The following is a 14,282-nucleotide window of genomic DNA, read 5'->3' as shown; positions in this document are numbered from 1 at the left end:
TATTATGAAAGGCTAATCCGGAGCCCGAAAGATGAATGGTTTCGTAAAAACAAAACAGTTGTTTTTTGACCGGCAGGCGGTTACCAGTGCCCTGGACAAGAGCACCCGGAAGGTGTTGTCGAAGTTCGGAGGCCTGGTCCGAAAGACCGCCCGCTGGTCCATTCGCAAACGAAAGAGGGCCTCCGCCCCGGGATCACCGCCCTCCAGTCATACGGAGCTTTTGAAGCGGTTTATCTTTTATTCGTATGACGACTCCGAAAAGTCTGTGGTCATCGGTCCGGCTAAGCTCCATGCCAAAAAGGGATCTGCGCCGGAGGTCCTCGAATATGGGGGAACGATTTTGCTGGAGATCGGAGAAGTAAAAAAACAGATTCAGATCGCCAGGCGACCCTATATGAATCCGGCCTTTGAGAAAACCAAAACCCAGCTGCCGCATCTGTGGCGCAATAGCATTATCAGATAAAGGAGAATTTACAATGGCAACGACCTATAAGCTCGGAATGGAAGCGGTCATCAAGTACCAGGCCCCCGCCCTGGCCGACCCTTCGACACTCGATCCTGCTGCTGCCGGCGGGATGACCGAACTTTCCAATGTGCGGGATGTGACGGTCAACCACGAAACGGGTGAGGCGGACATCACCACCCGCGCCAATGCCGGATGGAGAGCCACGGCTGCTACGCTGAAGGAATGCACCGTCGAATTTGAGATGGTCTTCAAGCCCAGCGATGCCGGATTTACGGCCATCAAGAATGCCTGGCTCAACAATGAGGAGATTTCCCTGGCGATTATCAGTGAAGATCCGGACACCTCCGGCGCCGAAGGTCCGTGCGGGAATTTTTCGATCACGAATTTCAGCCGCAGCGAGCCGCTGGAAGAGGCGATTGTCGTCCAGGTGACCGCCAAACTGTCGGCCTGGGGCCACTGGTACACCAAGGCGTAATTTGAAAGGCTTTTTCTCATGAAAGAATTTATCGACAGCACCGGCAGGAAATGGGTCCTGTCCCTGACCATCGATGCGGTCAAACGCTGCCGGGATCTTTTGAACATCAATCTCCTGGAACCGGAAAAAGGTGACCCTCCCCTGCTGACCCGAATCGGCACCGACGAGATCCTGTTCTGTGACCTGCTGTACTGCTTGTGCAAACCGCAATTGGATCAGGCAGGGATTACTGACGAGCAGTTCGGCCAGGCCTTAGGCGGCGATGCGATCCGGTCGGCCAGCCATGCCTTCTATGAGGAGATGATCGATTTTTTCCAGAAACGCGGCCGCAGCGACCGGGCCAAGGCTGTGGCCAAGCAGAGGCAGGTGATCGACCTGGCGGTCCGGACGATCGAGCAGACCTTGGACGCGGTGGACCTGGAGACGGAAGTTGTGAAGGCCCTTGGGAGTGTATCTACAAACTCGCCGGGATCATCGGGATCGATCCGGGACCGCTGACGTTGCGGGAGCTTGTCTGGATGGCCCAGGGCCGCGGGGAAAGCGCCTGGGGGCGGACCAGCAACCTGATGGCCCTGATTGCCAATGTCAACCGGGACCCGAAAAAGGGCCGTCCCTTCAAGCCGGAGGATTTTAATCCCTATGCCCGAAAATCCAGGGTCATCGTCCTGACCAAGAAGAACTTCGGGCTCCTTCGGGATCTTTTTATTGGAAAGGCGGGAAACTGATGGCCGCACAGGCGGGAGCCATCCGGGCCGGACGGGCGTTTGTCGAGCTTTATGCTGACAGCAGCCGATTTGTCGCCGGGCTGCGGCAGGCTGAAACCAAACTTCGCCAGTTCGGCCAGAACGTTCAGAACCTCGGGATGCGGATGACCGCCCTGGGGACAGCGGCCCTCTCTCCGTTTGCCATCTCTACCAAGGTCTATAAGGACTTTGATGATGTGATGCTTTCGGTCAAGGCCGTTACCGGTGCCACGGGCGATGAATTTGATACCCTGACCGAAAAAGCCAAGTACCTCGGAAGGACGACCTCCTTTACCGCCGCGCAGGTGGGTTCTGCGATGCTCGAACTGGGCCGGGCGGGATTTGCCGCAAAAGAAATTGACGACTCCATCGCCTCGATCATGAACCTGGCCCGAGCCACCGGAACCGATCTGGCCGAGGCCACCAATATCGCGGCCGCTACGCTGCGTGCCTTTGGAATGGATGCGTCTGATATGACCCGCGTGGCCGATGTGCTAACAGCCACGGCCAATACCTCTGCCCAGACACTTTCGGATCTGGGAGAGTCGATGAAATATGCCGCCCCGGTTGCGGATCTGTTCGGCCTGTCCCTGGAGGATGCCTCCAAATCATTAGGCATCCTGGCCAATGTCGGCATCAAGGGCTCGATGGCAGGGACTACGCTCAAGAATATCATGCTCCGCCTGACGGACAGTTCCATCCGCTCCAAATTAAAGCAGCTCGGTGTGACTGTCTCCAACGCCAATGGAGACTTCCGCAACCTGGCCGACATCCTTACGGACCTGGGCAAGGCCACCCAGAACATGGGCGATGTGGAAAAACTCAGCATTTTTAATGAGATCTTCGGCCTGCGGGCCATTGCCGGAGGATCGAAACTGACCACCGAGACATTTATCCGATTGATTAACGCCATTGACCATGCCGCCGGCACGGCCCAGCGAACGGCCCAGGTCATGGACAGCGGTCTTGGAGGCGCGTTGCGCCGGATGTGGTCGGCCGTTGAGGGCGTTGGGCTTGCCATCGGCAGGTCCCTTTCCAAACCGCTGTCGATCTCTGCGGATCTATTTGCCGTGGTCAGCAACAAGATTACCGAATGGACCGACAAGCACCGAGCCTTGGTGGTGGTCCTGGGGGCCTTTGCGGCTTCCCTGCTGGTTGCAGGAACGGCTTTGATCGGCCTGGGCCTTACGCTCAAACTGATGGCCTTTGCCCTGGACACGATGAGAACGGTCCTCGGAGCCATTGTCGGGGTCTTTAAGGGAGTCAAGGCCATCCTCATGGCCCTTTTAAATCCCTTGGCGCTCCTGGCCGTCCTGGTGGCGGCCTTGTCTGCGGCGTTTGTTGTCATGAGCGGAGTCGGCCAGAAAGCCCTCAGCGCCCTGCAGAAAAAGTTTTCCGACCTGAAGTCCGATGCCCTTAACGCCTGGGGCGGGATCGTAGCGGCCTATGCCAGCGGGGACTTAGGGCTGGCCGCCAGAATCGCCTGGCTGACCGTCAAAGAGCAATGGGCCAAGGGCGTGGCGTTTTTAGAGACCAAATGGCTGGAGTTTAAGACCTTCTTCCTCAAGGCCGCCTTCGGGGCCTTCTATGGAGCCCTGGCGGCCTGGGAGTTCGTCCAGAACGCCATCGTCGTCGGTGTGATCGAGGCCTCTGCAGCCGCGGCGGGCGCCTGGAACGTCTTTGTCTCCTGGTGGAAGAAAGCCATCGAAGGAACCGCCATGGCCCTGGCCAAGGTCTACAACTGGATGATGTCCCTGATGGATGAGAATTGGGATGGCGCAGAGTTTATGCGCCAGATGACGGACAGCTTCCACGAGGGCATGGACCCAATCAACCGCCAGCTGGAAGCCAAACAGAATGAGGCCGAGCAGACACGCCGCCAGATGCGCGATGCCGCCCAAAAGGATCATGAAGACCGCCTGCGGGAGATTACGGATGCGGACAAGCAGCGGCGAGAGGGCCTGGAGGAATCCCTCAACCAGGAACTGGAGGGAATCTCTCAGGAGCTGGCCCAGGCCAAAGAAGACCTCAAAAACGCGATCCAGAAGGCCAAGCAGCAGGCCACCGAAAAGGCAGAGCAGGATAAAGTACAAGAACGGGCTTCTCGCCTGCGGGGTGCAGTGGGTATGGCCGGTGCTGCCCTGGACCTGGCCTCGGCGACTTCGGCAGGGACATTCTCCGCGGCAGCCCTGTCCGGCCTGGGAGCCGGCGGGGTCTCTCAGAAGATTGCCGACAACACCGCCGCCACCGCCCGCCATACGGAAACCATCGCCCGCAATACCGAAGACGGGGCGACCTTTACATAGGAAACAGAAATGGCCGTCACAGTCGTTGAACGATTTGAATCCAGGGATATCGAGCGGGGCAACAGCCCCAGAGCCATTTTGCGCTATGTGATCAAAGGCACGGAGGACCACGCCGAGGCCCTGTCCAATCTGGCCGCCATAGCACCGACGCTGTTTGATGGCCTGCCCCGGCTCAAATACAAGGTCGTCCCCGTCGGCCCCAAACTCTGGTACGGCGAGGCCCAGTACCAGCCCCCTACCCGACAGGAGACCGGCATCAAGCTCTATCAATTTGACACCGGCGGCGGCACCCAGCATATCACCCAGAGCTTGGGGACCGTCCAGCAGTACGGGCGTGCTGGATATACCCCTCCCAACTTCCAGGGGGCCATCGGCGTTTCCCAAAACAGCGTCGATGGCGTGGACATTGTGGTCCCGGTCTACAACTTCAGCGAGGTCAACTATGAATCCAGTTCCCAGGTCGATGCGGCTTATAAACAGACCCTCTTTTATCTGACCGGCAGGGTCAATAACGATTCCTGGAACGGCTATGCCGCCGGAGAGGTGCTGTTTTTGGGTGCCGCCGGCTCCATGCGTGCCGGAGGCGACTGGGAGATCACCTACCGATTCGCCGCCAGCCCCAACCTGACAGGCATTACCATCGGAGACATTACCGGGATCGCCAAGAAGGGCTGGGAGTACCTGTGGGTCCAGTACATGGACGAAGAAGACGCTACGGCCAAATCCATGATCAAACGGCCCTGGAGCGTCCATATCGAACAGGTCTATCCCTACGGGGACTTTGGAGACCTGCACGTATGAGCCAGTCCCTCAAAAAAGTCAAACCCGGCGACAAGCTGCAGATCCCGGCAGCCGTGTACAATGCCTTTGTCGATGCGGCCCTGGACTTCCGCAGCAGGCAGCACAATGTCCAGACACCAACCGGCGGCTGGACTGCCTCCGAGAAGGTCAAGATCAAAAACAACAGCGGCACCGATGCAGCCCGCTTTCAGGTCCTGGGTATCGATGGAGTCCTCTTCGATCCCCAGGATGCCCTGCAGACCTTTCAGCAGGAAGTGGTTTTATTGGGCAATACCCCCCTGCTTGCCCGTCATGCCGGCGGCCGGTTTGTCATCTGCGCCAGCCCCATCCCCAACGGCACCATCGGGACCGGCTGGGGCAGCGGGATCTGCCCGGTCCAGGTCAATGTCACCGATGAATCTCACGGGTATGCCGATGTGGCCGATGGCCAGGCGGCCTACCTGGCCAGCGCTGAAAGCGGCCCCTGCACCATCCTCTGGAAGGAATCCGGAACAGGCATTAAATGGGCCGTGGTCCGCTTCGGCGGCAGCGGCGGCGACAAACCGGAATGTTTCCTGCTGACCGACCTATCCCAAAATCCGATGCAGGGCACGCATCAGGTTCTCGGTGAAGGATGGCTCTGGGTAGATGGGTCTTATGGATCGGTGCAAATCCTTTGCCATCCGGCATCACAGCTGGATAATTACCGCCTTTCATACGTATGGGCCCAGAAAGTCAGCGGGATCTGGGTGGCCATTTCTATGACCAATATCCCGGTTTCTATTTGTTCGAGCTGAACCATGTATCCATTCGTCGGCTGCTACAAAAATGTTTCCGGACTCCTGGTCCCCTCCTGGACCAACCCCTGCAATCCGGCTCAGCAGCTGGCTGGGTGCGTCAAGAAACAATCCGGGGTAAAGTTCCCGGTACTGACCGCAGGGATTGGAGATTCCTGCATGGGACCATTATACGGCTGTGACAAGGTTATCGATGGGACACTATGCCCTGTGATCGAGTTTGCCAGTTATGCTTCTTATGACGAAATGATGTGGGGATGCTGCACTCCCTGCGATTTCTGCGTCGGACAGGTTCCTGATTTGATCCGATTACTCATCCAGAACTTTGACAGCGGCCAAAGCGGAATCTGCAATTATCAGTCCTATCCGAGTCGATGGTGGAAATTGGTGGGGTATTCGGATTCCATGCTGAATGGAACCCATTCTCTATCCCTTGGCGGACAGCAAGCGTATTACGGAACCTGTCATTGGTGGGTCTGTTATACAATCTCCCCGATCCAAAAACAGTTTTATTACTCCGAATACAACTGCCAGAATGACATCAATGAAGATGTGGCAGAGCGGCAGGTTGCCACGAAATTGATGATCGGTTTTTATCTGGCAGTAGCCCCCCCGCCCAGAATGACGATAAATATTACACTCCGGGACGCAACTAATTATACAGTTGCTTATTTGGGCGGATGGACCGCTTTTTCGGATACCGTGCCGATTGATTGCATGCAGATGAATATCGTGCTTCCGGAGCCGATGGATTCCTGGCGATCCGGAATTTACTACCCGGGATGGGATCCAGAAGGTGTCGAAGCCTATGTGGTCCACAAGGGACGCATCTATTTCTGTTTGGTCGGCCACACATCCAGTGCGATTAGCGAACCCGGCGTAGGAGCAAACTGGCAGGATTCCTGGCGTTATTATTGTCCCTATCCAAGCACTACCTACACGATCACCAATGGAGACCTTCCCTCCTCGTTCGTGTGGGCGGTCGGGAACCATTACGATCCCAATGACCGGGTACGCCATCTGGAAGACCTCTATAGATGCTATGCGGCGCACGAAGCCACGCTGGCCAATGAGCCGGGCACCGGACCCAATTGGGGGCAATATTGGGTGCGTGAAGGATGCCGCTGATGGATCATCCCTATTGCAGGCAGTTTCCCGGCGGGCAGATTTGCCGCAGAATCGGCATCCACGTATCCAGAAATTATTGCCGGTCGGTCTGCAGGGGCCAGCCTGCCGACGAGATAATACAGGAAAAGGCCAAGCGGCTTGTTACGAATCCAATGCCGAAGATAGAACCGTGGCGGCTGAAATGTCAGACCTGCCCGGGGCCGAGCGGAACACATCTGGACGAGAACGATACGTTTTTCAAGCCCTGTGGATATTGCTTGCTACTCGGGATCAAGTTGGATGGAACTAGACAGCACCTGGCAGACTGGTGGCAGTCCGGAGGAACTTGCCCGCTGGGACACTGGCCGCTAAGGCAAGGCCAAATCTAATCCTCTCTGCTAACAAACGAAAATCTTCCGGACCTGACCTATCTATAATTGTAAAATCCGTTCATATCCAGACCTTGTCCCTCTTTATTCTTGCATATATTAAAAAAAGGAAAAAACCGAAGAAAAAAAAGAGTTTGCAGACAAGCTCCTAATAGAGGGTAAAGGTTTTTTTATTAAGAGAAAGTATGCAGATAGAAAAAAACAAATTGGACAGGACGAAACGGTTCATGCGTTTGCTATTCGCTAATGAACGTCGAATTTATTCTTATATTTATCTTTTAATTCCTTGCCGGGCAGATGCAGAGGATCTTTTTCAGGAAACACTTTCTATTATGTGGACCAAGTTTGACCACTTTGAAGAGGGAAAGGATTTCGGCTCTTGGGGAATTGGGATCGCCCACCATGTTATCCAAAATTATCGGAGAAAAAAAGGCCATGGCCCTCTCTATCTTGGAGAAGAGATTGAAGGTCTTTTGGAAGAAGAAGCCCACCAATCCATTAAGGCCATTGATTTTCGTATCGAAGCCCTTCGTCAATGCCTAACAGAGCTGAATCCCCTCGACCGCCGGATTATTCATTGGCGATATGAAGACGAGATTTCCGTCAAGTCCATCGCGGAAAAAATGTGCACGACCATCAAAGTGATTTATGTCAAACTTGCTCGAGCTCATGATATTCTTCTTCGCTGCATCCGCAGGACGCTGGCAGAACAAGGAAGCGAATGATGGAATTCCTGCGTGAAAATCAGGTATTTTGCGAATGGGTCCTCAGATTTCGAGACGGCACTTTAACCGATGAGGAACTTCAGAGACTAAAGGGTGTTCTCCGTACACATCCGGAGGCCAGACGCTATTATATAGAATTGGTGATGCTTCAGGCGATTTTCCATGGTCGGAAGTCCCCACTTTCTGAAATTCCTCAGGACTTTGCTTCCGAGAAACTCCTTGATTGGAGGTTATGGCAGGCCTTGGCAAAAGAAGAAAATACAGCAGAACCAATCCCGGTGCAACAGAACGCTCCTCAGAACGAGGAAAACTACACCATTCGGCCTTCGATAAAACAGAGACAGACCTTGAGTAAGGTCCCTCTTTATGCTTTGATAGCGTCTGCAGCGGCACTTGTTGCTATAATTCTTTTGGCTCGGTTTTCTCCTTTCCGGGAAAGTCAATCCGTGGCTCTTTTGGCGGATACTTTCGGAGCCGTTTGGGCGGATTCGGCTTCTTGGACCAAAGGAACTCTACTTTCGGCCAGTTCCAAACCCTTTGTTCTTCGAGCAGGGTTGGTGCAGATTCTTTTTGATAATTTCGCACAAGTCACGGTTGAAGCGCCGGCTTCGTTTCAGCTGCTCGGAGAGGATATGCTGAAACTTCATTACGGAAAGCTTTACGCGGTAGTTCCTTCGTCTGCGTACGGATTTCAGATATGTACCCGTGAGTCTAAAATTATCGATTTGGGTACAGAGTTCGGCATTGCTCAAGGACTCAACGGGGATACTGAGGTTCATGTTCTTCGCGGAAAGGTTGTATTCGTTTCAAAAGCAAGTGGCCAGAATATCAGTTTGAATCTGCCGGCAGGAGAAGCGCGAAGGCTTCGTTCCTCAACAGGACAAATCAAAGAAATCGAATGCCGGGAGGATTTTTTTGTCCGGTATATTGACTCATCTTCAAATTTAATTTGGAAGGGTCAATCCCTCAGTTTGGCCGATCTGATCGGCGGAGGTAACGGGTTCGGGGGAGGAGATAACCGACGGGGGATTAATCTCTCAACAGGACAACTGCAGAATATAGCCAATCAGGGATATGAAACGCCAGAGGCAACCGGCTTTCGGACGGTCAAAGGAGCACCTTTTGTAGATGGAGTGTTTGTCCCAAATGGAGCTTCCGGGCCCACCATCATCAGTTCATTAGGTCACCAGTTTCTCTTCCCTCCCACCAGCGGAGAGTATTGGTCGGATATTACTTCCAATCCCTACTTGGCCAAAAAAGATCCGACAACCGGCATCATCGATTACGTTTCTACGCGGCTCGAGGTGGAAGAAGATGCGGAAACAGGGATTCCGCCCCGACTCTTGATTCATCCAAATGCAGGCATCACGTTCGATTTAGATCAGATCAGGCGGGCCTACCCTACCCTGGAAATGAAATCTTTCCGGGTCTTGTGTGGTCTGCCCCAGGTACTTGATTTTCGGAAACGTTCCGAATTTTGGGTATTGGTCGATGGGAATTGTGTTTTTCACTATCAGTCAGACTATCAGAACCTTCAAAGCAAGACAGTGGAAATTCCAATCACCCCAACAAATCGATTTTTGACTTTGGCCGCTACTGACGGCGGAGACGGAACGCACTACGACTGGTGCATTTTTGCTCAACCGATTCTGATAATGGAAAGAAAATAGAGATGCAGACAACTCGACGTGTGAAGTGTGTGTCGGCTGAAACGAAAAACATATCCGAAATTTAAACAATGTATGTGGAGGAACTGAAGATGAAAAGTGTAGCAGCAGTCTTCATGGTAGCCGTTGTGTCGGTTACGGTGTGTCATGCTAATGTCTTAGTCTATGAAGGGTTCGGCGAGGCAATCAACGGGAACCCTTTAACCGGCTATATCGGAACCAGTAAAATCGGTTTATCCGGTACGTGGATAGTCAATGCGGGCCAAGAGATGAGTCTTAGAACGGGAGAAGGCGGCCAATGGGGACAACCCGGGCCGAATTGGCCTGTTGCAGAGCACACAGCTTGGTGGCTGACTCAGGCATCGCGTCCGTTGAGCAGCTCGATCGACTTGACAGGAGACGGCAGTTTTTACATGAGTTTTCTCTTCCAGTCCGACCAGGCCGATCATGGTTCACAAGTCGGTTTGGCCAATGCCTCCAGCGAGCTGATGGCGGGTAATGCCTACTCCGGCGCTGCCGACAAAGGGATTACGGCCTATTACGGTGCACTGAACGGTGGATTTCAGACAAATTGCAACGGAACCTTCATCGACGGCAATTGGCGGGGAGAAATGCGAGATTACCTGGTGGTGATTATGCTCAATAAATATAATTCCGGCACTACAGACGATTTGGAGATCACACTCGAGTACTACCGGGACACAGTTTATGACGGCAGCCCCGATGCTTCCAGAACCATTGCCCTCACGGGAATAACGGATACTTTTACACATCTTGCTATCAAAGCAGATGGATGGGTGAGTATCGATGAGATCCGATTGGGGCATAGTTTAAGCGACGTGATTATTCCCGAACCTGCAACATTTTCTTTACTGGGACTCGGTCTCTTAGTTAGCTCGAGAAAATGGAGGTAATTCGTTGATTTTAAGTGCTACTCTGTTTTCTGTCAGCAGTCTGTTTGAAAGTGAAAGTGCAGATAAAAAAACAATTTTTGTGGAGGTTGCCATGAAGAATATAGTTATCCTTCTTGTGATTTGCACGTGTGCGATATCTACACAAGCCGCCTTGCTCGCATACGAAAGTTTTGGCGATGCCTTAAACAACGCTCTCCTGCAAGGGTATGCAGGAACCAGTGCGGAATCTGGTCTAAGCGGCGTATGGCAAGTGACTGGTGATCAAGTGACTGGTGATGCAGCCAACACCCAAACCGCCACTCCGCCGACCTGGGGAGCACAAATCGGGATACTCCACGGTTACAGCCCGGAAGTGGTTGGAGGAGCTCAACATGTGGTCAGAAAAACAGCGTGGAGTACCGCCACTGCGAGCCGTCCTTTGGTCAATCCGATTGATCTAACCTCAGATGGAACGTATTACATGAGCTTTTTTGCCGCCTGTGACGGGGCCGATTTTGTAGCCCAGGTCGGCCTTGCCAACGACACCCATGAAATCATGGCGGGAAATGTGTGGAATTGGGGTGGATTAACGGCCTATTACGGAACACTCGGGACAGCTCCTACCACCAATCAAAATGGGACGACAATAGGAGGCACTTGGGGAGTTGGCGATCGAAATGCCTTTTTCGTGGTGAAGTTTGTCAAAAGCAATTCCAGCTCGACCAATGACCTGACTGTTACAGTGGAATTTTATGATTTGGGATCAGAGGATCCAGCAGACATTATGAGAGAGCCGAATCGCTATAGAACACTTTCTCTGACCGGCGTATCCGGCGTCTTTACCAATCTGAGTTTAAAGGTCGCCGGCTGGCCGAATATCGACGAAATTCGGCTGGGTGAAAGTTTTGTAGATGTCGTCGGCTTTGTTCCTCTGCCAGTACCGGATCCAATTATCGGCTGGATCGGAGATCTGACAGACAAAATCGTCAATCGGAGTTTTGAAGAGCCAGATTTGCGGGTAACCGATAATTGGGATCTTATTCCCGGCTGGACCAGCCGGAGCAATCCACCGCAAGATTCCGGCACCCAGAGCGGCGGGGCCAACGGGACGGCTTGGCACGGTTATGTAGGGGTCAGCGACGAGCCGGCCTACCAGATTGTGGATGTGAATATCCTGCCCAATATCCCCTATGTGCTAGAGGCCCAGATGCGAAGCTCTTACAGTTGTGAGAGCGGGAAAATCGGGATGTTTTACCTGGAAGATGAACCTAACATCAACAGCCAGTGGATTATTCTTGCAGAACAAGAGCAGACGGGACTAACTGGCAGTTATGTGACGGTTACAACAAGTTTTATGGTTGGTCCCGATGATCCTGCTGTTGGGAAAAAACTGGGTATCTTTTTTGATGTGACAGATACTGACGGTTATGGATTTGTCGGATGCGATGAATTCAGGCTTTATCAGGAAGCGATTCATGGAGTGTTGGACAACCAACCCGACGGCAGTGTTCTTTTGACTCCCCAAGCACCCTTAGAGCTAACGTGGACTCCTTCGAATGATCCGAATGTTCAGCAGCAGATTCTGTATTATTATATTGGGACCTATGATACAACAGCATACTTGGCTGTAGCGGGAATTCCTCTGTCTCCGTCAACAGCGTCTTACACCATTCCCAGTGGTATCAGCTACGACCAGTACTTGTTCTGGAGAGTCGATACCATCATTGATACCAATCTTTATACGGGAAGGACGTATGTTGTTCAGGCCGAACCCTCTGACTTTCCTCCAATTGTAGAGGCTGGTTATAACTATATTACTTGGCTAAGCAATCTGCCTCAGTTACTGACAGGAACGGTGGACGACCTTGGTGAGGGAGATGTAGCCGATACCGATGTAGTCTGGTCAATCGTTTCTGGGCCTTCGGGAGCGTCCGCCAGTGTGGTAAAGACTTCGGCTGATCCTCTGAATCCAACCGCCTCTTTCACAACAGATAGAGCGGGGGATTACGTAATCAAACTGACCGCCACGGACACCAACGGAGGGCAAGGTCCTCAATCAGCCTCAGATACCCTGACAGTTCGTGTTGCGGCAGATGCATGTGCAGCTCAACAGATGGTTCAATCAGGGTACAATGCTGCAGACTTGAACCAAGACTGTGTGGTGAATCTGGAAGATCTTGCTTTTCTAACAGGGCAATGGCTGGAAGATATCCGCTTGACAGTGGCTATCCCTTACTAATGTTCTTCAGGCGGGGCTCCTCTCTCCGGAAGGAGCTCCGCCTTTTACAAAAAAACGGAATAAGAAAGGTGGTTTTATGATTGGAGAAAAGGGTCAATGAAATCAAGAAAAAAAGGGTTTACATTAATTGAGCTGTTGGTGGTAATTGCAATTATTTCCTTGCTGTTAGCGGTGCTGGTCCCAGCGCTTCGAAAGGCCCGCGAAGCCGCCAAAACGCTATCCTGTCGGAGCAATCTCAAACAGATGACGCTGGCTTTCAGTGTTTACAGTCAGGAAAATGACGGTAGGATCTTCCCCTTGGGATATGGGGCAGATTATTGGTTTCGAAAGATTGCTCCCTATTTAGGCGATCAGTATTTTCAGCAGAATCCGACCCTTGATCGTTCCGGGGTGATGCAAATCAATATTTGCCCTTCTACCAAAATCCAGACTACCCAAGAAGACGGAACCTTTGACACAACCTGGTATTTCCAGAATGGAATCGGCAGCTATGGGATTAACTGCTGGCTTTTGCCTGATTCCCCGGATTCAAGCGGCCGAACGTGGTATGAAAAATGGGGCGGAAACCTCAGTCAAACCTCGGGACGCTATTTTGAAAAATACAAAATCGCCCGTGCAGACGCCGGCCTTTTGGCTGATTCCTTTCGCATGGACGTCTGGCCCATGCCTGACCAGGAAATCCCTCTCCGTCTTTCGGTCAACAGACCACATCTAAAAGATCCGCATGCAACACCCGGAGGACTGGGACTTCCTCACAGTCCTTCGCATTTCCTAAAACGCTACATGGTAGATCGGCATGGAATGGCCGTCAATGTCGGATTTGTAGGCGGTTATGTTGAAAAAGTTAACCTGAAAGATCTGGGTTTGATAAGCTGGAGTAAACAGTCCCCCAAGCGAGCGGACCTTATAATTCCATAAAGGTTCTTTCACCCTCAAAAAAAGACGTGTCTTTTTCGAATATCATGGAATCTTATAATTTTTTTTTGGGAGAATGCTACAATGAAACAAGTGAAAATAGCTTTGATTCTGACCCTGGTATTTGCAGTGACCTCTGCCAGTCAGGCATCGCTGTTAGTTTATGAAGGTTTTGGAGATGCAACAGGCGGCTCTCTGGGCGGCTACTCTGGTTCCAGCGCCGAAAGCGGCCTGGCAGGCTCCTGGTCGGTTTCTCCCGGCCGAACAACAGAATATCTTACATCAATCTGGCCTTATCAACAGGTTGGAATTGACGGCGGATATGAACCAGATACAGTCGGCGGCAGACAGCATTGGTGGGAGTGCAAACAATGGAACGTGGTCACGGCCACACGACCCCTGGCCAACCCGATCGATTTGACGACGGACAAGACGCTTTATATGAGTTTCTCGACCATCTCCAACTCTTCAGATATTGTTGTGCAGGTGGGGCTTAGTAATACGACTCACGAGTTAATGGCAGGAAATGCTTATGGATGGAACAATAGAGGACTAACTGCTTACTATGCAACAAATGGGACAGATCCGGCTACGGGAGGGGCGGATATTTACCCAACATATCCGGGCGGCGTGTTTTCGACGGGTTTGTATGTTATCAAACTCGTCAAAACCAACTCCGGCACTACAAATAACCTTGCTGTTTATATCAAATTTTATAATCTCGGTGACCTTCCCCCGTTTATAGTACCACTAAGCATTGGAATATCCAGCGTTAAGTAA

The 14,282-nt window shown here is 52.4% G+C and carries 14 protein-coding genes; all 14 read left to right on the top strand.

All coding sequences use genetic code 11. The features are described 5' to 3' along the window. Positions 1 to 31 precede the first annotated feature (31 nt). The 14 genes from PKY88_12885 (at position 32) to PKY88_12820 (ending at position 14,282) form a co-directional block, all read left to right on the top strand. Positions 32 to 463 (top strand): hypothetical protein, encoded by a 432-nt coding sequence (locus tag PKY88_12885; GenBank protein HOQ06096.1) that lies wholly within the window; start codon positions 32 to 34, stop codon positions 461 to 463. Between the two features lie 13 nt (positions 464 to 476). Continuing rightward, entirely contained in the window at positions 477 to 941 is a 465-nt protein-coding gene (locus tag PKY88_12880; protein HOQ06095.1) for a phage tail tube protein, read from the top strand. Positions 942 to 959: 18 nt separating this feature from the next. Continuing rightward, positions 960 to 1,439, top strand: a complete 480-nt coding sequence (locus PKY88_12875) for a hypothetical protein (GenBank protein HOQ06094.1) — start codon at positions 960 to 962, stop codon at positions 1,437 to 1,439. Positions 1,440 to 1,459: 20 nt separating this feature from the next. Then, positions 1,460 to 1,666, top strand: a complete 207-nt coding sequence (locus PKY88_12870; protein HOQ06093.1) for a hypothetical protein — start codon at positions 1,460 to 1,462, stop codon at positions 1,664 to 1,666. Continuing rightward, complete coding sequence (locus PKY88_12865) at positions 1,666 to 3,990, top strand: phage tail tape measure protein (GenBank protein ID HOQ06092.1); 2,325 nt, start codon at positions 1,666 to 1,668, stop codon at positions 3,988 to 3,990. The genes PKY88_12870 and PKY88_12865 overlap by 1 nt, the downstream gene beginning before the upstream one ends. Before the next feature lie 9 nt (positions 3,991 to 3,999). Further along, positions 4,000 to 4,791, top strand: a complete 792-nt coding sequence (locus PKY88_12860; GenBank protein ID HOQ06091.1) for a hypothetical protein — start codon at positions 4,000 to 4,002, stop codon at positions 4,789 to 4,791. Continuing rightward, a complete protein-coding gene (locus PKY88_12855; protein ID HOQ06090.1) occupies positions 4,788 to 5,567 on the top strand; it encodes a hypothetical protein in 780 nt (259 codons plus the stop codon). The genes PKY88_12860 and PKY88_12855 overlap by 4 nt, the downstream gene beginning before the upstream one ends. A gap of 3 nt (positions 5,568 to 5,570) precedes the next feature. Continuing rightward, positions 5,571 to 6,695 carry a hypothetical protein gene (locus tag PKY88_12850; GenBank protein HOQ06089.1) on the top strand — a complete coding sequence of 375 codons (1,125 nt, stop codon included), beginning with the start codon at positions 5,571 to 5,573 and terminating at the stop codon, positions 6,693 to 6,695. A gap of 553 nt (positions 6,696 to 7,248) precedes the next feature. Continuing rightward, positions 7,249 to 7,788: a sigma-70 family RNA polymerase sigma factor gene (locus tag PKY88_12845; GenBank protein HOQ06088.1), complete on the top strand. Its 540-nt coding sequence runs from the start codon at positions 7,249 to 7,251 to the stop codon at positions 7,786 to 7,788. Beyond that, positions 7,785 to 9,458: an NPCBM/NEW2 domain-containing protein gene (locus tag PKY88_12840; GenBank protein ID HOQ06087.1), complete on the top strand. Its 1,674-nt coding sequence runs from the start codon at positions 7,785 to 7,787 to the stop codon at positions 9,456 to 9,458. Before PKY88_12845 ends, PKY88_12840 begins: the two co-directional genes overlap by 4 nt. A gap of 89 nt (positions 9,459 to 9,547) precedes the next feature. Beyond that, entirely contained in the window at positions 9,548 to 10,369 is an 822-nt protein-coding gene (locus tag PKY88_12835) for a hypothetical protein (protein ID HOQ06086.1), read from the top strand. Positions 10,370 to 10,373: 4 nt separating this feature from the next. Beyond that, on the top strand, positions 10,374 to 12,587 hold the full coding sequence (locus PKY88_12830) for a hypothetical protein (protein ID HOQ06085.1): 2,214 nt from the start codon (positions 10,374 to 10,376) through the stop codon (positions 12,585 to 12,587). A gap of 96 nt (positions 12,588 to 12,683) precedes the next feature. Continuing rightward, positions 12,684 to 13,505 carry a prepilin-type N-terminal cleavage/methylation domain-containing protein gene (locus PKY88_12825; GenBank protein HOQ06084.1) on the top strand — a complete coding sequence of 274 codons (822 nt, stop codon included), beginning with the start codon at positions 12,684 to 12,686 and terminating at the stop codon, positions 13,503 to 13,505. Between the two features lie 81 nt (positions 13,506 to 13,586). Continuing rightward, the gene (locus PKY88_12820; GenBank protein ID HOQ06083.1) at positions 13,587 to 14,282 is read left to right on the top strand and encodes a hypothetical protein; all 696 of its coding nucleotides are present in this window, start codon (positions 13,587 to 13,589) and stop codon (positions 14,280 to 14,282) included.

It is taken from the genome of Anaerohalosphaeraceae bacterium (assembly GCA_035378985.1).
Lineage (GTDB): Bacteria > Planctomycetota > Phycisphaerae > Sedimentisphaerales > Anaerohalosphaeraceae > JAHDQI01.
The sequence above is the reverse complement of the archived record's forward strand: the minus strand, read 5'-3'. Positions and strand labels throughout refer to the sequence as shown.

Coding starts and splice junctions, on each gene's coding strand:
- PKY88_12820 (HOQ06083.1), top strand. CDS start 13,587: ATGAAACAAGTGAAAATAGCTTTGATTCTGACCCTGGTATTTGCAGTG.
- PKY88_12885 (HOQ06096.1), top strand. CDS start 32: ATGAATGGTTTCGTAAAAACAAAACAGTTGTTTTTTGACCGGCAGGCG.
- PKY88_12835 (HOQ06086.1), top strand. CDS start 9,548: ATGAAAAGTGTAGCAGCAGTCTTCATGGTAGCCGTTGTGTCGGTTACG.
- PKY88_12855 (HOQ06090.1), top strand. CDS start 4,788: ATGAGCCAGTCCCTCAAAAAAGTCAAACCCGGCGACAAGCTGCAGATC.
- PKY88_12860 (HOQ06091.1), top strand. CDS start 4,000: ATGGCCGTCACAGTCGTTGAACGATTTGAATCCAGGGATATCGAGCGG.
- PKY88_12870 (HOQ06093.1), top strand. CDS start 1,460: ATGGCCCAGGGCCGCGGGGAAAGCGCCTGGGGGCGGACCAGCAACCTG.
- PKY88_12880 (HOQ06095.1), top strand. CDS start 477: ATGGCAACGACCTATAAGCTCGGAATGGAAGCGGTCATCAAGTACCAG.
- PKY88_12865 (HOQ06092.1), top strand. CDS start 1,666: ATGGCCGCACAGGCGGGAGCCATCCGGGCCGGACGGGCGTTTGTCGAG.
- PKY88_12840 (HOQ06087.1), top strand. CDS start 7,785: ATGATGGAATTCCTGCGTGAAAATCAGGTATTTTGCGAATGGGTCCTC.
- PKY88_12850 (HOQ06089.1), top strand. CDS start 5,571: ATGTATCCATTCGTCGGCTGCTACAAAAATGTTTCCGGACTCCTGGTC.
- PKY88_12845 (HOQ06088.1), top strand. CDS start 7,249: ATGCAGATAGAAAAAAACAAATTGGACAGGACGAAACGGTTCATGCGT.
- PKY88_12875 (HOQ06094.1), top strand. CDS start 960: ATGAAAGAATTTATCGACAGCACCGGCAGGAAATGGGTCCTGTCCCTG.
- PKY88_12825 (HOQ06084.1), top strand. CDS start 12,684: ATGAAATCAAGAAAAAAAGGGTTTACATTAATTGAGCTGTTGGTGGTA.